13 protein-coding genes are annotated in these 16,510 nt (G+C 71.3%); 7 read left to right on the top strand and 6 right to left on the bottom strand.

The genetic code is table 11. From position 1 onward, the window contains the following. Nucleotides 1-58: 58 nt before the first annotated feature. Together Vau01_RS30645 and Vau01_RS30640 are read left to right on the top strand one after the other, a co-directional pair. Entirely contained in the window at nucleotides 59-508 is a 450-nt protein-coding gene (locus Vau01_RS30645; protein ID WP_239151978.1) for a tellurite resistance TerB family protein, read from the top strand. 614 nt (nucleotides 509-1,122) lie between these two features. Further along, complete coding sequence (locus tag Vau01_RS30640; RefSeq protein ID WP_203999687.1) at nucleotides 1,123-4,041, top strand: glycoside hydrolase family 48 protein; 2,919 nt, start codon at nucleotides 1,123-1,125, stop codon at nucleotides 4,039-4,041. Nucleotides 4,042-4,103: 62 nt separating this feature from the next. Here the strand turns inward: Vau01_RS30640 and Vau01_RS30635 are convergent, their stop codons facing one another. Continuing rightward, a complete protein-coding gene (locus tag Vau01_RS30635) occupies nucleotides 4,104-4,517 on the bottom strand; it encodes a hypothetical protein (RefSeq protein WP_203999684.1) in 414 nt (137 codons plus the stop codon). Nucleotides 4,518-4,610: 93 nt separating this feature from the next. Further along, nucleotides 4,611-5,210 (bottom strand): leucine-rich repeat domain-containing protein, encoded by a 600-nt coding sequence (locus tag Vau01_RS30630; RefSeq protein ID WP_203999681.1) that lies wholly within the window; start codon nucleotides 5,208-5,210, stop codon nucleotides 4,611-4,613. A 112-nt stretch (nucleotides 5,211-5,322) separates the two neighbouring features. Here Vau01_RS30630 and Vau01_RS30625 point away from each other — a divergent pair, with 112 nt between their 5' ends. Further along, a complete protein-coding gene (locus Vau01_RS30625) occupies nucleotides 5,323-8,403 on the top strand; it encodes an AfsR/SARP family transcriptional regulator (RefSeq protein WP_203999678.1) in 3,081 nt (1,026 codons plus the stop codon). 16 nt (nucleotides 8,404-8,419) lie between these two features. Here Vau01_RS30625 and Vau01_RS30620 read toward each other — a convergent pair whose 3' ends face one another. After that, nucleotides 8,420-9,610, bottom strand: a complete 1,191-nt coding sequence (locus Vau01_RS30620) for a pyridoxal phosphate-dependent aminotransferase (RefSeq protein ID WP_203999675.1) — start codon at nucleotides 9,608-9,610, stop codon at nucleotides 8,420-8,422. A 22-nt stretch (nucleotides 9,611-9,632) separates the two neighbouring features. Between Vau01_RS30620 and Vau01_RS30615 the strand changes: the two genes are divergently transcribed. Further along, nucleotides 9,633-10,193, top strand: coding sequence for a helix-turn-helix domain-containing protein (locus Vau01_RS30615; RefSeq protein ID WP_203999672.1), 561 nt, complete (start codon nucleotides 9,633-9,635; stop codon nucleotides 10,191-10,193). Between the two features lies 1 nt (nucleotide 10,194). Here Vau01_RS30615 and Vau01_RS30610 read toward each other — a convergent pair whose 3' ends face one another. Further along, nucleotides 10,195-10,566: a DUF4870 domain-containing protein gene (locus Vau01_RS30610; protein WP_203999670.1), complete on the bottom strand. Its 372-nt coding sequence runs from the start codon at nucleotides 10,564-10,566 to the stop codon at nucleotides 10,195-10,197. Between the two features lie 105 nt (nucleotides 10,567-10,671). Here Vau01_RS30610 and Vau01_RS30605 point away from each other — a divergent pair, with 105 nt between their 5' ends. After that, nucleotides 10,672-12,252, top strand: coding sequence for an AMP-binding protein (locus Vau01_RS30605; protein WP_203999668.1), 1,581 nt, complete (start codon nucleotides 10,672-10,674; stop codon nucleotides 12,250-12,252). Here the strand turns inward: Vau01_RS30605 and Vau01_RS30600 are convergent. Then, nucleotides 12,173-13,039: a hypothetical protein gene (locus Vau01_RS30600; protein WP_203999666.1), complete on the bottom strand. Its 867-nt coding sequence runs from the start codon at nucleotides 13,037-13,039 to the stop codon at nucleotides 12,173-12,175. The two genes, Vau01_RS30605 and Vau01_RS30600, sit on opposite strands and share 80 nt — an antisense overlap. Nucleotides 13,040-13,191: 152 nt before the next feature. On the opposite strand from Vau01_RS30600, the gene Vau01_RS30595 reads away from it, so the two are divergent. Further along, nucleotides 13,192-14,328, top strand: coding sequence for a sensor histidine kinase (locus tag Vau01_RS30595; protein ID WP_203999664.1), 1,137 nt, complete (start codon nucleotides 13,192-13,194; stop codon nucleotides 14,326-14,328). Continuing rightward, nucleotides 14,325-14,975 carry a response regulator gene (locus tag Vau01_RS30590; protein ID WP_203999662.1) on the top strand — a complete coding sequence of 217 codons (651 nt, stop codon included), beginning with the start codon at nucleotides 14,325-14,327 and terminating at the stop codon, nucleotides 14,973-14,975. The genes Vau01_RS30595 and Vau01_RS30590 overlap by 4 nt, the downstream gene beginning before the upstream one ends. A gap of 99 nt (nucleotides 14,976-15,074) precedes the next feature. On the opposite strand, the gene Vau01_RS30585 is transcribed toward Vau01_RS30590, so the two are convergent. Beyond that, nucleotides 15,075-16,430 (bottom strand): cellulase family glycosylhydrolase, encoded by a 1,356-nt coding sequence (locus tag Vau01_RS30585; RefSeq protein WP_203999660.1) that lies wholly within the window; start codon nucleotides 16,428-16,430, stop codon nucleotides 15,075-15,077. Between the last annotated feature and the right edge of the window lie 80 nt (nucleotides 16,431-16,510).

Genomic DNA, 16,510 nt, shown 5'->3' with positions numbered 1-16,510 from the left:
ATGTCCGGCTACGCAGAGTGCCGGTGTACAACCGTGGGAGAGGACTGCGTCCGTGTCCATGTGGAACCAGCTCCGGAACCGCGCGGTCGACATGACCGCGCAGCTCAAGACGAAGACGGGTCAGTTCAAGAACAAGGAGTTCGCCAACGGCGCCATGGCCATGTGCGCCCTGATCGCGGCCGCCGACGGCAGCATCGACAACGCCGAGCGCGCCACGATGTCGGGCCTGATCACCAGCAACGAGGCCCTGAAGGTGTTCCCGGCGGCCGAGCTCACCCAGAAGTTCGACTTCTACGCCAGCAAGCTCCAGTCGAACTTCCAGTTCGGCAAGCTCGAGGCGACCCAGACCATCGCGAAGCTCAAGTCAAAGCCCGACCAGGCCCGCGCGGTGATCCAGATCGGCATCATCATCGGCGGCGCCGACGGCTTCTTCGACGACCACGAGAAGGCCGCGGTCCGCGAGGCGTGCCACACCCTGGGCATCCCGCCGCAGGAGTTCGACCTCTGAACACCGTTCGATCAGCATCGTCGCCGACGGGGAGTCACGCACAAAGTCCAGCCACTCCCGGTAGTTGGAGAGGCGATCCGAGCCCGGATCGGGGAGACAAAGGTCTGCTGCAACCGACCTTTCTCTCCCACAAGAGTTGCAGACAATCGCCGTGGTCGGAACCGGCGTTGACCGCGGACTCGGTCAACCGACGGCGGTGTGACGCGGCAGGCAAGGGAAATCGACGGGGACGAGAGTGGGCTCGTCCCCGTCGTCGGGGGTATCGCGGAGCGGGGGAACTGCGCGCGGGAGCCGATCCACGCGGGTGGTGCCGGGGGTGGGGCCTCCTTCCGCGCTCTCAACCGTTGGCCGAAACCATGGGAGCGCTCCCATGGGTGGTTTCCGAACTGTAGCGGTTCTTTTCGAGTTTGTGAACTTCCGACCATGACTTTCAATCTTTCCAGGTCAGACGCCAGCTCATGAGCGACTTCCATTGATGACTGGCGCTGGAAGCGCTCCCATGGCAGACTGCCGTCATCGCGAGCAGGGAGCCGACCCCGCGACCCCCATTCACGCCCTCCAGCCCCCTCCGCCGGGGGCTGCCCGAGGGCGATCTCGCGAGGAGTCAGCAACACATGAATTTTCCCCGAACAAGACGGTGGACGACCTTCGCCGCCACGGGCGCCCTCGTCACCGCCGGCCTGGTCAGCATCCCCACCAGTGCGTACGCGGCTGTCTCGTGCAATGTCGTCTACGCCACCAACGACTGGAACACCGGCTTCACGGCGACCGTCACCATCAACAACACGGGTGACGCGCTGACCAGTTGGAACCTCGGCTGGACGTTCCCGAACACGGGCCAGCGGGTCACGAACTTCTGGTCGTCGAACATCACGCAGACCGGCGCCCAGGTCACCGCGACCAACGCGGCCTGGAACGGCAACGTGCCCAGCGGCGGCTCGGTGAGCTTCGGCTTCAACGGGTCGCACACCGGCCAGAACCCGAAGCCGGCCTCGTTCACGCTCAACGGCGTCACCTGTGGCGGCACCGGCGTGAACCAGCCGCCGACGGTGGCGCTCGCCGCGCTTCCCGGCCCGTACGTGGCACCCGCCGACGTGGCGCTCAGCGCCACGGCGTCCGACCCGGACGGCACGATCAGCAAGGTCGAGTTCTACCGCAACGGCCTGCTGATCAACACCGACACCAGCTCGCCGTACGCCTACACGATGGAGGACCTGCCGGCCGGCAGCTACACCGTCCAGGCGCGGGCCTACGACAACGCGAACGCCACCGCGACCGCCGAGCGGTCGTTCACGGTCACCGGGTCGACCGGCCCGACGATCATCGCGACCCCGTCGTCGGTCAGCGTGCCCGAGGGCGGCTCCGCGGTGGTCAACTACAAGTTGAGCGCCGCACCGAGCAGCAACGTGACGATGACGCTGCCGAGAACCGGTGACACCGACATCTCCGCGTCGCCGACGACCGTCACGTTCACCTCGGCGAACTGGAGCACCGGCGTCAACGTCACCTACACGGCGGCCGAGGACACCGACACCACGAGCAGCACGGCCACGTTCACCGCGACGGCGACCGGCTACCCGACGCTCGCGGTCGTCGCGACCGAGGTCGACAACGACGTGCCGGGCGGCAACAACGAGTACATCACCCGGTTCCTCGCGCAGTACGGAAAGATCAAGAACTCGGGCTACTTCAGCCCCGAGGGCGTGCCGTACCACTCGATCGAGACGCTGATCGTCGAGGCGCCGGACCACGGCCACGAGACCACCTCCGAGGCGTTCAGCTTCTGGATCTGGCTCGAGGCGCAGTACGGCCGGGTGACGCAGAACTGGGCGCCGTTCAACAACGCGTGGACGGTGGCCGAGCGCTACATCATCCCGTCGACCGCCGACCAGCCGACCGCCGGCGTCAACGGAACACCGCAGTACGCCGCCGAGTTCAACCTGCCCAGCCAGTACCCGTCGGCACTGCAGCCGAGCGTGCCGGTCGGCCAGGACCCGCTGCGCGGCGAACTGCAGTCGGCCTACGGCACCGGCTCGATCTACGGCATGCACTGGCTGCTCGACGTCGACAACACCTACGGCTTCGGCCGCTGCGGCGACCACACCACGCGTCCCGCGTACATCAACACGTTCCAGCGCGGGCCGCAGGAGTCGGTGTGGGAGACGGTGCCGCAGCCGTCCTGCGACACGTTCGTCGACGGTGGTCCGAACGGCTACCTCGACATCTCCATCAGGGACTCCGGCACGCCGGCCAAGCAGTGGAAGTACACCAACGCCCCCGACGCCGACGCCCGCGCGATCCAGGCGGCGTACTGGGCCAACAAGTGGGCCAAGGAGCAGAACAAGGCGGCCGACGTCGCCGCCACCGTGGCCAAGGCGGCCAAGATGGGCGACTACCTGCGCTACGCCATGTTCGACAAGTACTTCAAGCAGATCGGCAACTGTGTCGGCGCCTCGACCTGCCCGGCGGGCTCCGGCAAGAACTCGATGCACTACCTGCTCTCGTGGTACTACGCGTGGGGCGGCGCGACCGACCCCGCGGCCGGCTGGTCGTGGCGGATCGGTTCCAGCCACAACCACTTCGGGTACCAGAACCCGTTCACGGCCTGGGCGCTCACCAACACGCCCGAGCTGACGAGCAACATGAAGAGCCCGTCGGCCACGACCGACTGGACCACGTCGATGAACCGGCAGCTCGAGTTCTACCAGTGGCTGCAGTCGTCGGAGGGCGCGATCGCCGGTGGCGCGACGAACAGCTGGGACGGCGCGTACGCCCAGCCGCCGTCGGGCACGCCGACGTTCTACGGCATGTTCTACCAGGAGCACCCGGTCTACCGTGACCCGGGCAGCAACCAGTGGTTCGGCATGCAGGTGTGGTCGCTGCAGCGCGTCGCCGAGCTCTACTACGAGACCGGCAACGCGAAGGCCAAGGCCATCCTCGACAAGTGGGTGCCGTGGGCGATCGCGAACACGACGATCGGCACGGGCGCGACGTTCTCGATCCCGTCCGACATGGCGTGGACCGGTGCGCCGGCCACCTGGAACCCGTCCAGCCCGGCCGCCAACACCAACCTGCACGTCACCGTCACCGCCCGGGGCACCGACGTCGGTGTCGCGGCCGCCTACGCCCGCACGCTCACCTGGTACGCGGCGAAGTCGGGCAACGCGGCGGCGAAGACCACCGCCAAGGGCCTGCTCGACGCGTTGAACGCCAACGCCGACGCGCAGGGCGTCTCCACGACGGAGTCGCGCGCCGACTACAACCGGTTCGACGACGTCTACAACGCCAGCACCGGCCAGGGCCTGTACCTGCCTCCGGGCTGGACCGGCGACATGCCCAACGGCGACGTGATCGCACCGGGCAAGAGCTTCGTCGACATCCGTTCCTTCTACAAGAACGACCCGAACTGGGCGAAGGTCCAGAACTACCTGAACGGCGGCGCCGTGCCGACGTTCAACTACCACCGGTTCTGGGCGCAGTCCGACGTCGCGATGGCGTACGCGGACTTCGGCCGGTTGTTCCCGACCGGCTGATGTAGCAACAGATCGACGAGCGGCCGGGCCAGGCGCCCGGCCGCTCTTTGCTGCGGGTCTTTCTACGGGACGCGCAGGCGCCGGCTCGTACCCAGCCGGCAGGCGGCGGCGACGATCAGCATCGGGTGCGAGTAGCCGCGGTACGGGCTCGGCGGGATGTGCGTGAAGGGCTCGGTGACGCTCGCCAGGTACCGGTTCGCCAGCTCGGTGAGCAGGATGTAGCGGACCACGGGCCGGTTGGCCGGCGGGGTGAGGCCCTTGTCGAGCGTGCGTACCGACTGGAGCAGCGTGGTGCCGATGTCGTCGAGCACCTGGGCCAGCACCGGATCGGCCCGGGCGTCGTCGATGATCCGCTGCCCGTACTCGGCGCGCAGCTCGGTGAGCGTCAGGCCCGCCTGGCCGCGGCGGTACCGGAACCGGTCGAGGTGGTGCGGCCAACGCGCGAAGACTCGCATCAGCAGGGCCGCACCGATCATGGACCGAAGGGTACGGCACCCGCTCAACGAACCTCGACGATGTGCTCGACCGGCAACGCCGCCGCCCGCCGGAGGTCCCGTCGACGGCACCGACTAGGTGGACGCGAGCTGGTAGCGCTCGATCGAGACGCCGCGGTCCCGGAGGGTGGTGAGGACGCCCTCGGCCCGGCGCAGCACGGCCGGCGCGACCGGCTTGCGGCCGTACATCGTGTACGGCTTCCAGGCGAGGCGGGTGAGGGCGGGCAGGTCGAGCAGCGGCGAGAGGTCCTTGACGCCGGTGTCGGCGATGTTCAGGTACTCCAGCCGGTGCAGGCCCACGAGTGGGGCGATGTTCACCAGGCGGCGGTTCATGTCCAGCACCAGCGTCGTCAGGGCGGTGAGGCCGGCGAGCGGCTTCAGGTTGGTGACGTCGTTGTCGACCAGCCACAGCTCGGTGAGCTGGTCGAGGCCGGCCAGCGGCAGCAGGCTCCGGATGTGGTTGCCGTCGAGATGCAGCCCGCGGAGGTTCACGCAGTGCTGGATGCCGCGCAGGTCGTCGATGGGTTGCCAGTGCTCCGGACCGACCTCGGCCCGGTACTCGTCCCACGACAGATCGGTGACGGCCAGCAGCGCCTCGGGGGTGAGCCACTCGCCGGCCACCGCCTCCTTCAGCGCGCGGTACAGCCCGAAGTCCTTGATCGATACGTAACGCACCCGGCGCAGGATAGCGCCGGACGTCAATGCGATGTTCGATCCCCGACAGGGGTTGCGCCCGATCCCGGACAGATGAGCCGTCTTTGACCGGCCTGCCCGGATAGCCTGCGGTGTGCGGTTTCTCCTCCTGGGTCCGCTCGAGGTACACGACGACGACGGCGCGTCGGTGCCCGTGGGCGGGCCGCAGCAACGCGCGGTGCTGGCGCTGCTGCTGCTCCGGGCGCACAGCGTGGTGTCGGCCGAGTGGATCATCGACCAGGTGTGGGGCGAGCGGGCCCCGCCGACCGCGCGGAGCCTGTTGCAGGGCTGCGTCGCCGGGCTGCGGCGGGCGTTGCGGACCGGCACCGGCGGGCTGCTGGTGACCCGCGCGCCCGGGTACGTGCTGCGACCCGAGCCGCGAACGGTCGACCTGGACGACGTGAACGACCTGGTCGCGGCCGCCGAGCGGCACGCGGCCGGTGGCTCGCCGGCGGCGCTCGACGCGGCGGGCGCGCTGCTGCGCCGGGCGGCGGCGTTGTGGCGCGGGCCGGCGTTCGACGGGATCACGGTGGACGCGTGCCGCGCCGAGGCCGCCCGGTTGGACGGGTACCGGCTGTCCATCGTGGACAGACGCGTCGACGTGGACCTCGCGTGCGGCCGGCACGCGGTGCTCGTCCCGGAGCTGTCCGCCCTCGTGCGGGAACATCCGCTGCGCGAACGCTTCTGGGCCCAGTTGATGACGGCGTTGCACCGCGACGACGGACGCGCCGCCGCGCTCGACGCGTACCGCCGGGTGCGCGGGATCCTCCGGGAGGAACTGGGGGTCGAACCCGGTGCGGCGCTGCAACGGGTGCACCGGGAGATCATCGCCGACACGTCGCCGTCCCCCGTCGTCGCACCGCCGGAAGCGGTGCCGGACGCGGCGCCCGAAGCGGAGCCGGAAACGGCGCCGGAAGCAGCGCCCGACGCCGCACCGGTTCCCGCGCAACTGCCGGCCGCGGTGGCCGCGTTCGCCGGGCGGGACGCCGAGTTGGCGCGGCTCGACCGGTTGCTCGACGCCGGCGGACCGGCGATGGCGGTCGGGGTGATCTGCGGCGCCGCCGGCACCGGCAAGACGTCGTTGGCGGTGCAGTGGGCGCACCGGGTGGCCGACCGGCTCCCCGACGGCCAGTTGTACGTGAACCTGCGCGGGTACGCGACGGCGCCGCCGATGCGTCCGATCGAGGCGCTCACCGGGTTCCTGCGGTCGCTCGGGGTGCCGGCGGACCGCGTGCCCCCGGACGGGACCGCGGCGGCCGACCTGTTCCGGACGCTGCTCGCCCAGCGCCGGACGCTGGTAGTGCTCGACAACGCGCGCGACGCGGAGCAGGTGCGCCCGCTGCTGCCGGGTGGCACCCGGTGCGTGGTGCTGGTGACCAGTCGCCACAAGCTCGGTGGGCTGGTCGCGCAGGAGGGCGCGGACCACGTCCCGCTCGATCCGTTGCCGGCGGACACCGCGCGGGCGTTGCTGTTCCGGGTGCTCGGCCCGCGGGCGGCGGCCGAACCGGACGCGGTGACGGCGCTCGCCGAACTGTGCGGCTTCCTGCCGCTGGCGCTGCGGATCGCCGCCGCCAACCTCACCGTGAACCCGAAGCGCGGCATCGCCGACCACGTCGCCGAACTCCGGGACGGCAACCGGCTCGCCGTGCTCGCGGTCAACGGCGACGAACGGGGCGCGGTGCGCACCGCGTTCGACCTCTCCTACGCCGGCCTCGCACCGGACGCCCGGGCGCTGTTCCGGCGGCTCGGTCTCACACCGGGTTCCGACGTCGACGCCGACGCGGCCGCGGCGCTCGGCGGGATCTCCGCGCCGGTCGCACGCGCGTTGCTCGACCGCCTGGCCGACGCCCATCTGCTGGACGAGCACGCCGCCGGCCGCTACACGTTCCACGACCTGTTGCGGCTGTACGCGATCCAGCGGGCGACGGACGAGGAGCCCGCACACGAGCGACGGGCGGCGCTCGACCGGCTCTACACCCGTTACCTGGCACGGGCCCGGGCCGCCGCCGACGTCCTGTATCCGCACATGCTGCGGCTTCCGGACGCCGACCCGCCGCCCGATCGCGTGACGTTCGACGGGCACGCCGCCGCGCTGCGGTGGCTGGAGGGCGAGCGGCACAACCTCGTGCTCGCCGTGCGGTACGCGGCGGTAGACGGACCGCAGCCGTCCGGATGGCTGCTCGCCGACGCGTTGCGCGGCTATTTCCATCTCCGCCGCTACACCGCGGACTGGTTGGCGGTGGCCGACGCCGCGCTCGCCGCGGCCGAGCGCGCGGGTGACGAACATGCGCAGGCCGCCGCCCGGCACAGCCTCGGCACGGCGTACCGCGGCCTCGGCGACCACCGGGAGGCGTTGCGCCACTACACCGTCGCGCTGCGGCTGGCGCGGCGCAGCGGCTGGCGCGAGTCGGAGGCGACGACGCTGGGCAACCTCGGCATCGTCGAGCGCAAGCTCGGCCGGCTCACCGGGGCGGTGCGCCGGCTGGAGGCGGCGCTGGACATCGACCGGGACCTCGGCCGGCGCGCCGGGGTGGCGAACAACCTCGGGCTGCTCGCGACCGTCCACTGTGAACTCGGCCGCCTCGACGAGGCGGCCGCGCAGTTCACCGCGGCGCTCGACCTCAACATCGAGATCGGCAGCCGGCACGGCGAGGCGTTGGCGCTGACCGGTCTCGGGCAGGTCTGCCACGCCGCCGGGCGCACGGACCGGGCGGACGCGCACCTGCGCGCCGCGCTGGAACGGTGCACGCAGGTCGGCGACCGGGACGGCTACGCGGTGGTGCAGTGCCACCTCGCCGCGCTGGAATGCGACCTCGGCCGGCCGGCCGCGGCGCGCGACCGGGCGCTGGCCGCGCTGGATCTGGCCCGGGAGATCGGTGACCGCACCACCGAGGCGTTGGCGCACAACGCCGTCGGCACCGCGGACCGGGTGCTCGGGCGGCCCGACGAGGCGGTCCGGCGGCACCGCGCCGCGCTCGAGCTCGCCCGCGCCACCGCGAGCCGGCACATCGAGGGCGAGACGCTGTTGGCGCTCGCCGCCGCCCACGACGCGGCCGACGACGCGACCCGGCGCGACCGGTGCGCGCACGAGGCGCTCGCCCTGGCCGAGCGGGACGGGTTCCGGCTCGTCGCCGAGCGGGCGCGGGCCCACCTGCTCTGCGCGTCGGACACCTGACGTACCGGACCGGCCGTCAGGTCCGCCGCGTCAGGCCGGCCGCGGTCAGGCGCTCGGGCAGGGTGCGCAGCGCGTCGACGGGTTCGGCGCTGAACACGAAGCGGATGAAGCGCGCGGCGACCGCGTCCCCCCAGCCCGTCATGGCGGTGGCCGCGACCGCGCCGTCGCGCAGCAGGGCGGCGGACGCCCGCGCCGGCTCGATGCCGAGCGCGACCGTGTCGATCAGCAGCGACCACCCGCCGCCCGGGCGCACCACCGGCAGGCCGGCCGTGGCGGCGAGCACGGCGTCGCGGCGGCGTTCCAGTTCGGCGGCGCACGCCGCGACGTGGCCGTGGTCGCCGCGCAGCACCGCGGTCGCGCCGGCGCGGGCGATGCCGACGGGTGTGGTGGTGTTGTAGACGTGCACCCAGCCGACCGCCTCGACGAGTTCCCGTGGCCCGGCGACCCAACCGACCCGCCACCCGATCATGCGGAACTCCTTGGACAGCGAGCCCACCACCAGCGTGCGCTCCGCCATTCCGTGGTGGCGCACGGGATGCAGCGGCTCGCGCCCGTCGAACAGCACGCGCTCCATCGCGGCGTCGTAGATGAGGATCAGGTCGTGCTCGACGCAGACCTCGCACACCGCGCGCCACTCGTCGTCGGTGAGCACGGCGCCGCTGGGCATCGACGGGCTCATCATGATGACGGCGCGGGCGCCGGCCGCCTTGGCCCGTAAGGATTCCAGGTCGAGCCGCCATTCGCCGTCGACCACGAGGTACGGCACGAAACTCGGGACGCCGCCGGCCAGCCGCACCCGGTTCACCAGGCCGGCGTAGGTGGGATCGGTGACGATCACCTCGTCGCCGGGGTCGACCGTCGCGAGTAGACAGTCGAGCACGCCCTCGGTGCCGCCGCTCGTGACGACGATCTGATCGGCGGGGTCGTACCTCGTGCCGCAGCGGTCGACGAGCAGGTCGCCGATCGCCGCGCGCAGGTCCTCGTCGCCGGTGAACGGCAGCCACGAGTTCGCCTTCGGCGTGGTGAGCGCCTGCGCGGTGACCCGCGTCGCCTCCGGCGGTAACGGGAGGTCGGTGTCGAGGTTCTCCAGGCGCAGCACGGACCACCGATCGCTAGCAGCCCCAACCACGGCACGCGCGACACCGTCGATGCCGAAGCCGTGGATCGCCGCCATCCGGGCCGCGGGCCTGACTCGTGAAGTCGACATGGGTGCCTACTATAGTGGGCACATGACGCCATTGCCAGGGATGTCGCCACAGTTGGTCATCGCCGCCAATCTCCGCGCGCTGCGGGCCGACCGGTCCATGTCGGTGGTGACGCTGGCGTCGCTCAGCGGGGTGGGCCGGGCCACCCTGACCAAAATCGAGGCGGGGCACGGGAATCCGACGATCGACACGCTGTACGCGTTGGCCAACGCGCTCGACGCGTCGCTCGGCGATCTCATCGGGGCGCCCGCCGACCCGGCGCCGGCGGTGGAGGTGGTACGCGCCGGTGCGGGCGCGCGCGTCGAGGGCGCGGTCGCCGCGCGTCTCCTCGACCGCGTGTACGGGCACCGGCTGGCGGAGATCTACGACGCGACGTTCAGCACCCGCACGCGGCACGCCGACCCGCATCCGGCCGGCGTCGTGGAGTCGATCCTCGTCACCGCCGGCTGCCTACGCACCGGGCCGGTGTCGGCGCCCGTCGACCTCGACGCGGGCGACTTCGTGCGGTTCGCCGGCGACGTCCCGCATCTGTACCGCGCGCTGGGCGGCGCGGCGCGGGGCGTCATCGTGATGAGTCACCCGTAGGCTACGAGACCACCGTCTGGCGGATCGGGTACCGGTAGAGCTTGCCCTCGTTGGCGCGGAGCCCGGCCACCACACCGAACGCGATGCCGGCGCCCCACACCCCGATCCAGGCGACGGTGAGGAGCCAGTTGGTGACGTCGGGCAGGAACATGCCGCACAGCCGCACGATCGACACCAGCACGAGCGCGCCGCTCACGAAGATCTGGAAGTTCAACGCGGCCGCCGCGTGCGCCCGGACGGCGCTGGATCCCTTGCCCTTGATGAGGAACACGGCCAGCGCGGGCGCGAGGCCCAGCACGGCGCCGAAGTGCGCGACCTGTGCCCACGTCTTCTCCGCGCCGACCAGGAAACCCGGACCCGAGGGCTGCGTCATGGCACCAACCCTAACGTCTGTGCTTGACCCCGGAGGACCCGTCCGACCATGCTGTCCGGCAACCCGCCGGTATCCGCCGGTGGCACTGACTTCGGCGGAGGACTGGTGATCTACAGCAGCAGGTACCCGGACGTGACGGTTGTCGACCGGCCGATCCACGAGCGGGTGCTGGGCGAGGCCGTCGGGCGGGGAGCGACACCGGCCCTGGTCGACACGGCCAGCGGACGCACGATCACGTACGGCGAGTTGGCCGGTATGGTCCAGCGGCTCGCGGTGGGGCTCGCCGCGGAGGGCGTCGGCAAGGGGGACGTCGTCGCGCTGCATTCGCCGAACACCGTCCTCTTCCCGGTGGTCTTCTACGCGACGACCACCGCCGGCGGCACCGTCACCACCCTGTCGCCGCTCGCGACCGCACCGGAGATCGCCAAGCAGCTCGTCGACTCGGGCGCCAAGCTGCTGGTGACCGTGTCGCCGCTGCTGGCGGCGGCCACCGGCGCGACCGCGATCGTGCGGGAGCAGACCGGACGCGGGATCGAAGTGCTCGTCTGCGACGAGGCCGCCGGTCACAGGTCCGTTCTGAGCCTGGGACGCGACGGCCGGGTGCCGCCCCACGACCTCGACCCCGCCACCGACGTCGCGGTCCTCCCCTACTCCAGCGGGACCACCGGCACGCCGAAGGGCGTGATGCTGACGCATCGCAACATCTGCACGAACCTCGAACAGCTGACCGATCTGCACCGGATCGGCCCGGGCGACCGGATCATCGCCATCCTGCCGTTCTTCCACATCTACGGGATGGCCGTGCTGCTCAACAACGCGTTGTCGCGCGGCGCGACGGTGTACGTCCACGCGCGGTTCGACCTCGACGCGTTCCTGACGAGCCTGGAGCGGGACCGGATCACCCACGCCTACATCGCGCCGCCGGTGATGCTGGTGCTCGCCAAGCACCCCGCGGTCGCGAAGCTGGACCTGTCGAACCTGAAGCGGATCATCTGCGCCGCCGCACCGCTCGACGCGGGGCTGCAGGCCGCGGTCGCCGACCGGTTGGGCGTGGAGATCGGGCAGGCGTACGGGATGACCGAGCTGTCACCGGGAACGCACATCCACGTCGACGGCAACCTCGACGAGCCGGCCGCGTGCGTCGGGCACCTGTTCCCGTCGACGAAGGCCCGTCTCGTCGACCCGGGCACCGGCCTCGACGCGGCGGCGGGCGAACCCGGCGAGCTGTGGATCAGCGGACCGCAGGTGATGAAGGGCTACTTCGGCCGCCCCGAGGACACCGACGCGATGGTCGACGCCGACGGCTGGCTGCACACCGGCGACATCGCGCGGGTGGACGGCGACGGGAACTGGTTCATCGTCGACCGGGTCAAGGAGCTCATCAAGTACAAGGGGTACCAGGTCGCGCCCGCTGAGCTGGAAGCCGTCCTGTTGAACCACCCCGGCATCGCCGACGCCGCCGTGATCGGCGTCTACGACGAGGAGAACAACGAGGTCCCGAAGGCGTTCGTGGTGCCGATGCCCGGCGGTTCGTTGAACGCCGACGACGTGATGTCCTACGTCGCCGAACAGGTCGCGCCGTACAAGAAGATCCGGCTCGTCGAGTTCATCGAGGCGGTGCCGAAGGCCGCGTCAGGAAAGATTCTGCGTCGTCAGCTCCGGGACCGCGAGCACGCCGCACGCTGAGCCCCGCCGTGCCCCACCGCGTGCGTCCCCAGGGCTTGACCACCGACAGCACGGTCGCCACCCACAGCGCCACCACGAACGCGCCGAGGCACGCGGTCAGCGCGAGGCCGGCGCCGCCGGGCCGGGCGGCCGGATCGGCCGTGCGGACCACGAGGTCGTCGGCGAGCGAGCTCTCGACGCTGCCGGCGACCATCGGGATGCTCAGCGAGATCGCGAACTTCGTGAGCACCCACCGGTACCGGACGAGGCCCCACTTGGAGCCGAGCGACACGACGAGGCCGGTGACGATCGACAGCGCCATCGACGGGATGGCGGCCGCGAGGTCGACGACGTGCAGCACCTCGTAGGCGCCGTAGCGCATTCCGTGTGATCCGGCGAACTGACCGACGAGGGCCAGCACGGTCATCGTGAGCGCCACCCCGAGCCAGCCCACGCTGAACCCGACGTGCAGCACCAGCCATACCCGGCGCGCCCGCGGCGACAGGCGGGGGAAGCGCGGCCGGCTCCGGGCGAGGATCAGCAGCGAGATCACGATGCCGATCAGCGTCACCGAACTGCCGATGCTGAAGACGAACTGCAGCGGGGCGAGCGCCAGGTGCGCGACGATCGCGATCCGGCGACCGCCCCGCTCCCACCGACGGACCGCGATCACCGACACCACCGCGCCGATCGCGTAACCGGCGATCCCCATGACGCGGAAGAACGCCGGGCCGGAACCGGTCAGAAGGACGCACGTGGCGATCGCGGCGTAGGCGGCGAAGACCCATTGCAGCAGGCGCGGATTCACGCTCGGAACGCTAGATCCGCCGGCGGCGGCCGGCATCGGGCAAGGGAATGCGGGGTGACCGACGAAGGACGGCAGACCTACGCGGCCGCTACGACTTTCGACTGCGTCCTTCGACCGAGGCCGGCGGGAGCTGCCCTGCATAGACTCGCCGCATGCGCGCTTCATGGCCGCGACCGGGCCGGCTGGTCGACGCGGTGCTCGCCGTTCCGTGCGTGCTGGCCGGCGTGGTGCCCGACCTCCAGTCGGGCCTGTTCGACGGGTCGCCGATCGTCGACCGGCGGGCGCCGATCGTGCTCACCGCCCTGCTGGGGACGGCGACGGCGGCGGCCGTGTTCGTGCGGCGCACGCGTCCGCTGTTGTTGTTCGCCGGCGCGGTGCTCGGCTGGCTCGTCGCCGGAGCGTGGCCGGCGATCCCGGTGGCGCAGTACGCCGTCGGCGCGTACGTCGGGTCGGCGCGGCTGCGGGCGGCGCTCGCCGTGGCGATGGTGGCGGCGGTGTCGACGCCGATGTGGTTGGCGTACGGCGCCGACGCCACGCTCCCGATCGGGCTGGCGATCTGCGTCCTGCCGGTGCTCGCCGGCCTGTACCTGGCGTCCCGCCGGGAGGTCGTCGCCGGTCTGCAGGAGCGGGCGCGGCGCAACCTCCGCGAGGAGCGGCTGCGCATCGACCAGGCGCGCGCGGAGGAACGGGCCCAGATCGCGCGGGACATGCACGACGTCGTCACCCACCGGGTCTCGCTGATGGTCCTGCACGCCACCGCGCTGGAGGCCGCGGAGGGACGCGACGCCGCGCAGATCGGCGGCCAGATCCAGACCATCGGCCGCACGGCCCTGGCCGAACTGCGCACGCTGGTGGCCGTGCTCCGCGACGGCGGCGCGGTACCGCTGCGGCCGCAACCGGGAATCGCCGACCTGACCGAACTGGTCGAGGACTCGCGCGCGCTCGGGCTGACCGTCGAACTGTCCATAGTGGACTGTGTGCCGGTGTCGTCGCTCGTCGAGCACGCGGTGTACCGGGTCGTGCAGGAGGCGCTGACGAACGTCCACCGGCACGCGCCCACCGCGCGCACGACGGTGCTGGTGGCGCCGGACGGCCCGGCGCTGGAGGTGGTGATCCGCAACGGTTCCGGCGCGCCCGCGGCCGATTCCGCCGGTGGTGGCGGGCACGGGTTGCTCGGGATCGGCGAACGGGTCAGGCTGGTGGGTGGCACGTTGCGGACGCGTCACCTGCCCGGCGGAGGCTTCGAGGTGGTCGCCCGGATCCCGGCCGGCGGGGGTGGCCGCCGGTGATCCGCCTTCTCATCGTCGACGACGAGTGGATGGTGCGCGCGATGCTGCGGACCATCATGGCCGCCTACGACGACATCGAGGTCGTCGGCGAGGCCGAGGACGGCGAGCACGCGGTGCGCGAGGCGCGCGCCACGGGTCCGGACGTCGTGCTGATGGACATCCGGATGCCCCGCGCCGACGGTCTCGCCGCCACGGCCGCGCTCGCCCGCTTTCCTGACCCGCCGAAGGTCGTCGTGCTGACCACGTTCGACTTCGACGAGTACGTCGAAACCGCGCTGCGCCACGGCGCCGTGGGCTTCCTGCTCAAGGACGCCACCGCCGACCAGATGGCGAGCGCCGTCCGGAGCGCCGCGGCGGGCGACGCGATGCTCTCACCCCGGGTGACCCGGCGGCTGCTGCACCGGTTCGCCGAACCGTCCAGCCCGCACCGCGGCGACGCGCTGCGCCGCATCGAGGTGCTCACCGACAAGGAGCGCGAGGTGCTGGCCGCGGTCGGCGAGGGCCTGCCGAACAGCGACATCGGCAGGCGCCTGCACCTGAGCGAGGCCACCGTGAAGAGCCACGTGAGCCGGGTGCTGGCCAAGCTGCAACTGACCAACCGCGTGCAGGCCGCGATCCTCGCCCACCACGCGGGACTGGTGCGCTGAGGATCGTCAGACCCGGCGCCCACACCCTTCGGCTGAGTTTTCGGCCTGGAGGAACGGTAGCGGGGTGTCCGGAGACGCCCCGCCGCCGTTACGGGACCGTCAGGTTGCGGTGCAGGACAGCGTCGGGACGCTGTTGGTGCCGGCCCAGGAGCCGAGGAAGCCGAACGTCGTGCTGGCGCCCGCGCCCACGTTGCCGTTGTAGTTGACGTTCCGCGCGGTCACCGACGAGCCGCTGCTGGTGATCGCGGCGCTCCAGTGGCTGCTGACGGCCTGACCGTTGGCGTACGTCCACGTTACGGTCCACGCGGTGATCGCCGACGTGCCGGCGGTGACCCGCACCTCGCCCTGGAAGCCGCCCGGCCACTGGCCGACGATCGCGTAGGTCGCGGTGCAGCCGCGCGACGGGGGTGGCGAGGACGGGGGTTGGCTGGACGGTGGTTGTGACGACGGGGGTTGCGACGACGGGGGCTGGCTCGGGCCGCCCGCGAAGATGCTCGCCTCCCGCGACGTGGCCCGGATTCCGTTGGCGCCGTTGAAGATCCGCTGCCCCCACGTGGTCAGCTGGGCCGGGTCGAAGTTCAGCGCCATGTCGAGGATCGGGTCGGTGTTGCCGCTCCACGACCAGCCCAGGTAACCGAGACCGCGGGCCTGTGCCTCGGCCAGGATCGTGTTGTGGTCGACCTCGCCGGAGTTGAACTGCCACCCGAACTCGCCGATCACCAGCGGCCAGTTGTTCTGCTGGAACGTGTTCAGGTACGCGGTGATGCTCGCGGCCGTGTTGAAGACCGCGTACATGTGGATCGACAGGACCGTGTTCTTGCGGGTGTCGGCGTTCAGGACGGTCTGCGCGTTGTCGCGCATCACGAACTGCCAGTCCTGGCCCCAGTTCGGCGCGTCGACCATCAGCAGGTGCTCGAAGCCGTTGGTGCGCAGCTTCTGGATGGCGCCGACCGTCGCCGCGGTCCACTGGGCGGCGTTGGTGTTGCCGATCGGCTCGTTGCCGATGTTGATGACGACGTAGTTCTCCTGGCCGACCAGGTTGGACTTCTGGCTGATCCAGTAGTTGGCGGCCTCGTCGAGGCTCGCGGCCGCGCCCTCCTCGCCGTATCCGGTGGTGTCGTGCACCTCCAGGACGCAGATGAGCCGGTTCTGCTTGCAGAGCTGGATCACGGCCGGCACGTCGTTCGACGGGCCCCACCGCTTGCCGGTGCCGAGCACCACGCGCACGGTGTTGGCGCCGAGCGCCTTGATGTCGGCGAACGCTCGGGTCTGGCCGGTGTACCAGATGTGCGGGTGGTTGACCCCGCGCATGATGAAGTTCTGGCCGTTGGCCTCCACGATGTTCCGGCTGCTGATGTGCAGGCCGACGGCGGCCGACGCGGGCTGCACGTAGACCGCCACCGACGCCACCACGGCGAGCAGGGCGACGGCGATGATCCTGATTCGTCTCTTCATTGACCTACCTCGGGCGGTGGTGGGCGGGGAGGCCGATTTCACCGCACCGTACGGCAGCCCGAAAAGCCGGTCAATACTGA

This window comes from Virgisporangium aurantiacum, assembly GCF_016863635.1.
In the GTDB taxonomy this organism is placed as follows: Bacteria; Actinomycetota; Actinomycetes; order Mycobacteriales; family Micromonosporaceae; genus Virgisporangium; species Virgisporangium aurantiacum.
Note: the sequence above shows the minus strand (reverse complement) of the source record. Positions and strands in the feature narration are given on the sequence as shown.

Coding starts and splice junctions, on each gene's coding strand:
- Vau01_RS30595 (WP_203999664.1), top strand. CDS start 13,192: ATGCGCGCTTCATGGCCGCGACCGGGCCGGCTGGTCGACGCGGTGCTC.
- Vau01_RS30615 (WP_203999672.1), top strand. CDS start 9,633: ATGACGCCATTGCCAGGGATGTCGCCACAGTTGGTCATCGCCGCCAAT.
- Vau01_RS30635 (WP_203999684.1), bottom strand. CDS start 4,517: ATGATCGGTGCGGCCCTGCTGATGCGAGTCTTCGCGCGTTGGCCGCAC.
- Vau01_RS30585 (WP_203999660.1), bottom strand. CDS start 16,430: ATGAAGAGACGAATCAGGATCATCGCCGTCGCCCTGCTCGCCGTGGTG.
- Vau01_RS30610 (WP_203999670.1), bottom strand. CDS start 10,566: ATGACGCAGCCCTCGGGTCCGGGTTTCCTGGTCGGCGCGGAGAAGACG.
- Vau01_RS30640 (WP_203999687.1), top strand. CDS start 1,123: ATGAATTTTCCCCGAACAAGACGGTGGACGACCTTCGCCGCCACGGGC.
- Vau01_RS30620 (WP_203999675.1), bottom strand. CDS start 9,610: ATGTCGACTTCACGAGTCAGGCCCGCGGCCCGGATGGCGGCGATCCAC.
- Vau01_RS30645 (WP_239151978.1), top strand. CDS start 59: ATGTGGAACCAGCTCCGGAACCGCGCGGTCGACATGACCGCGCAGCTC.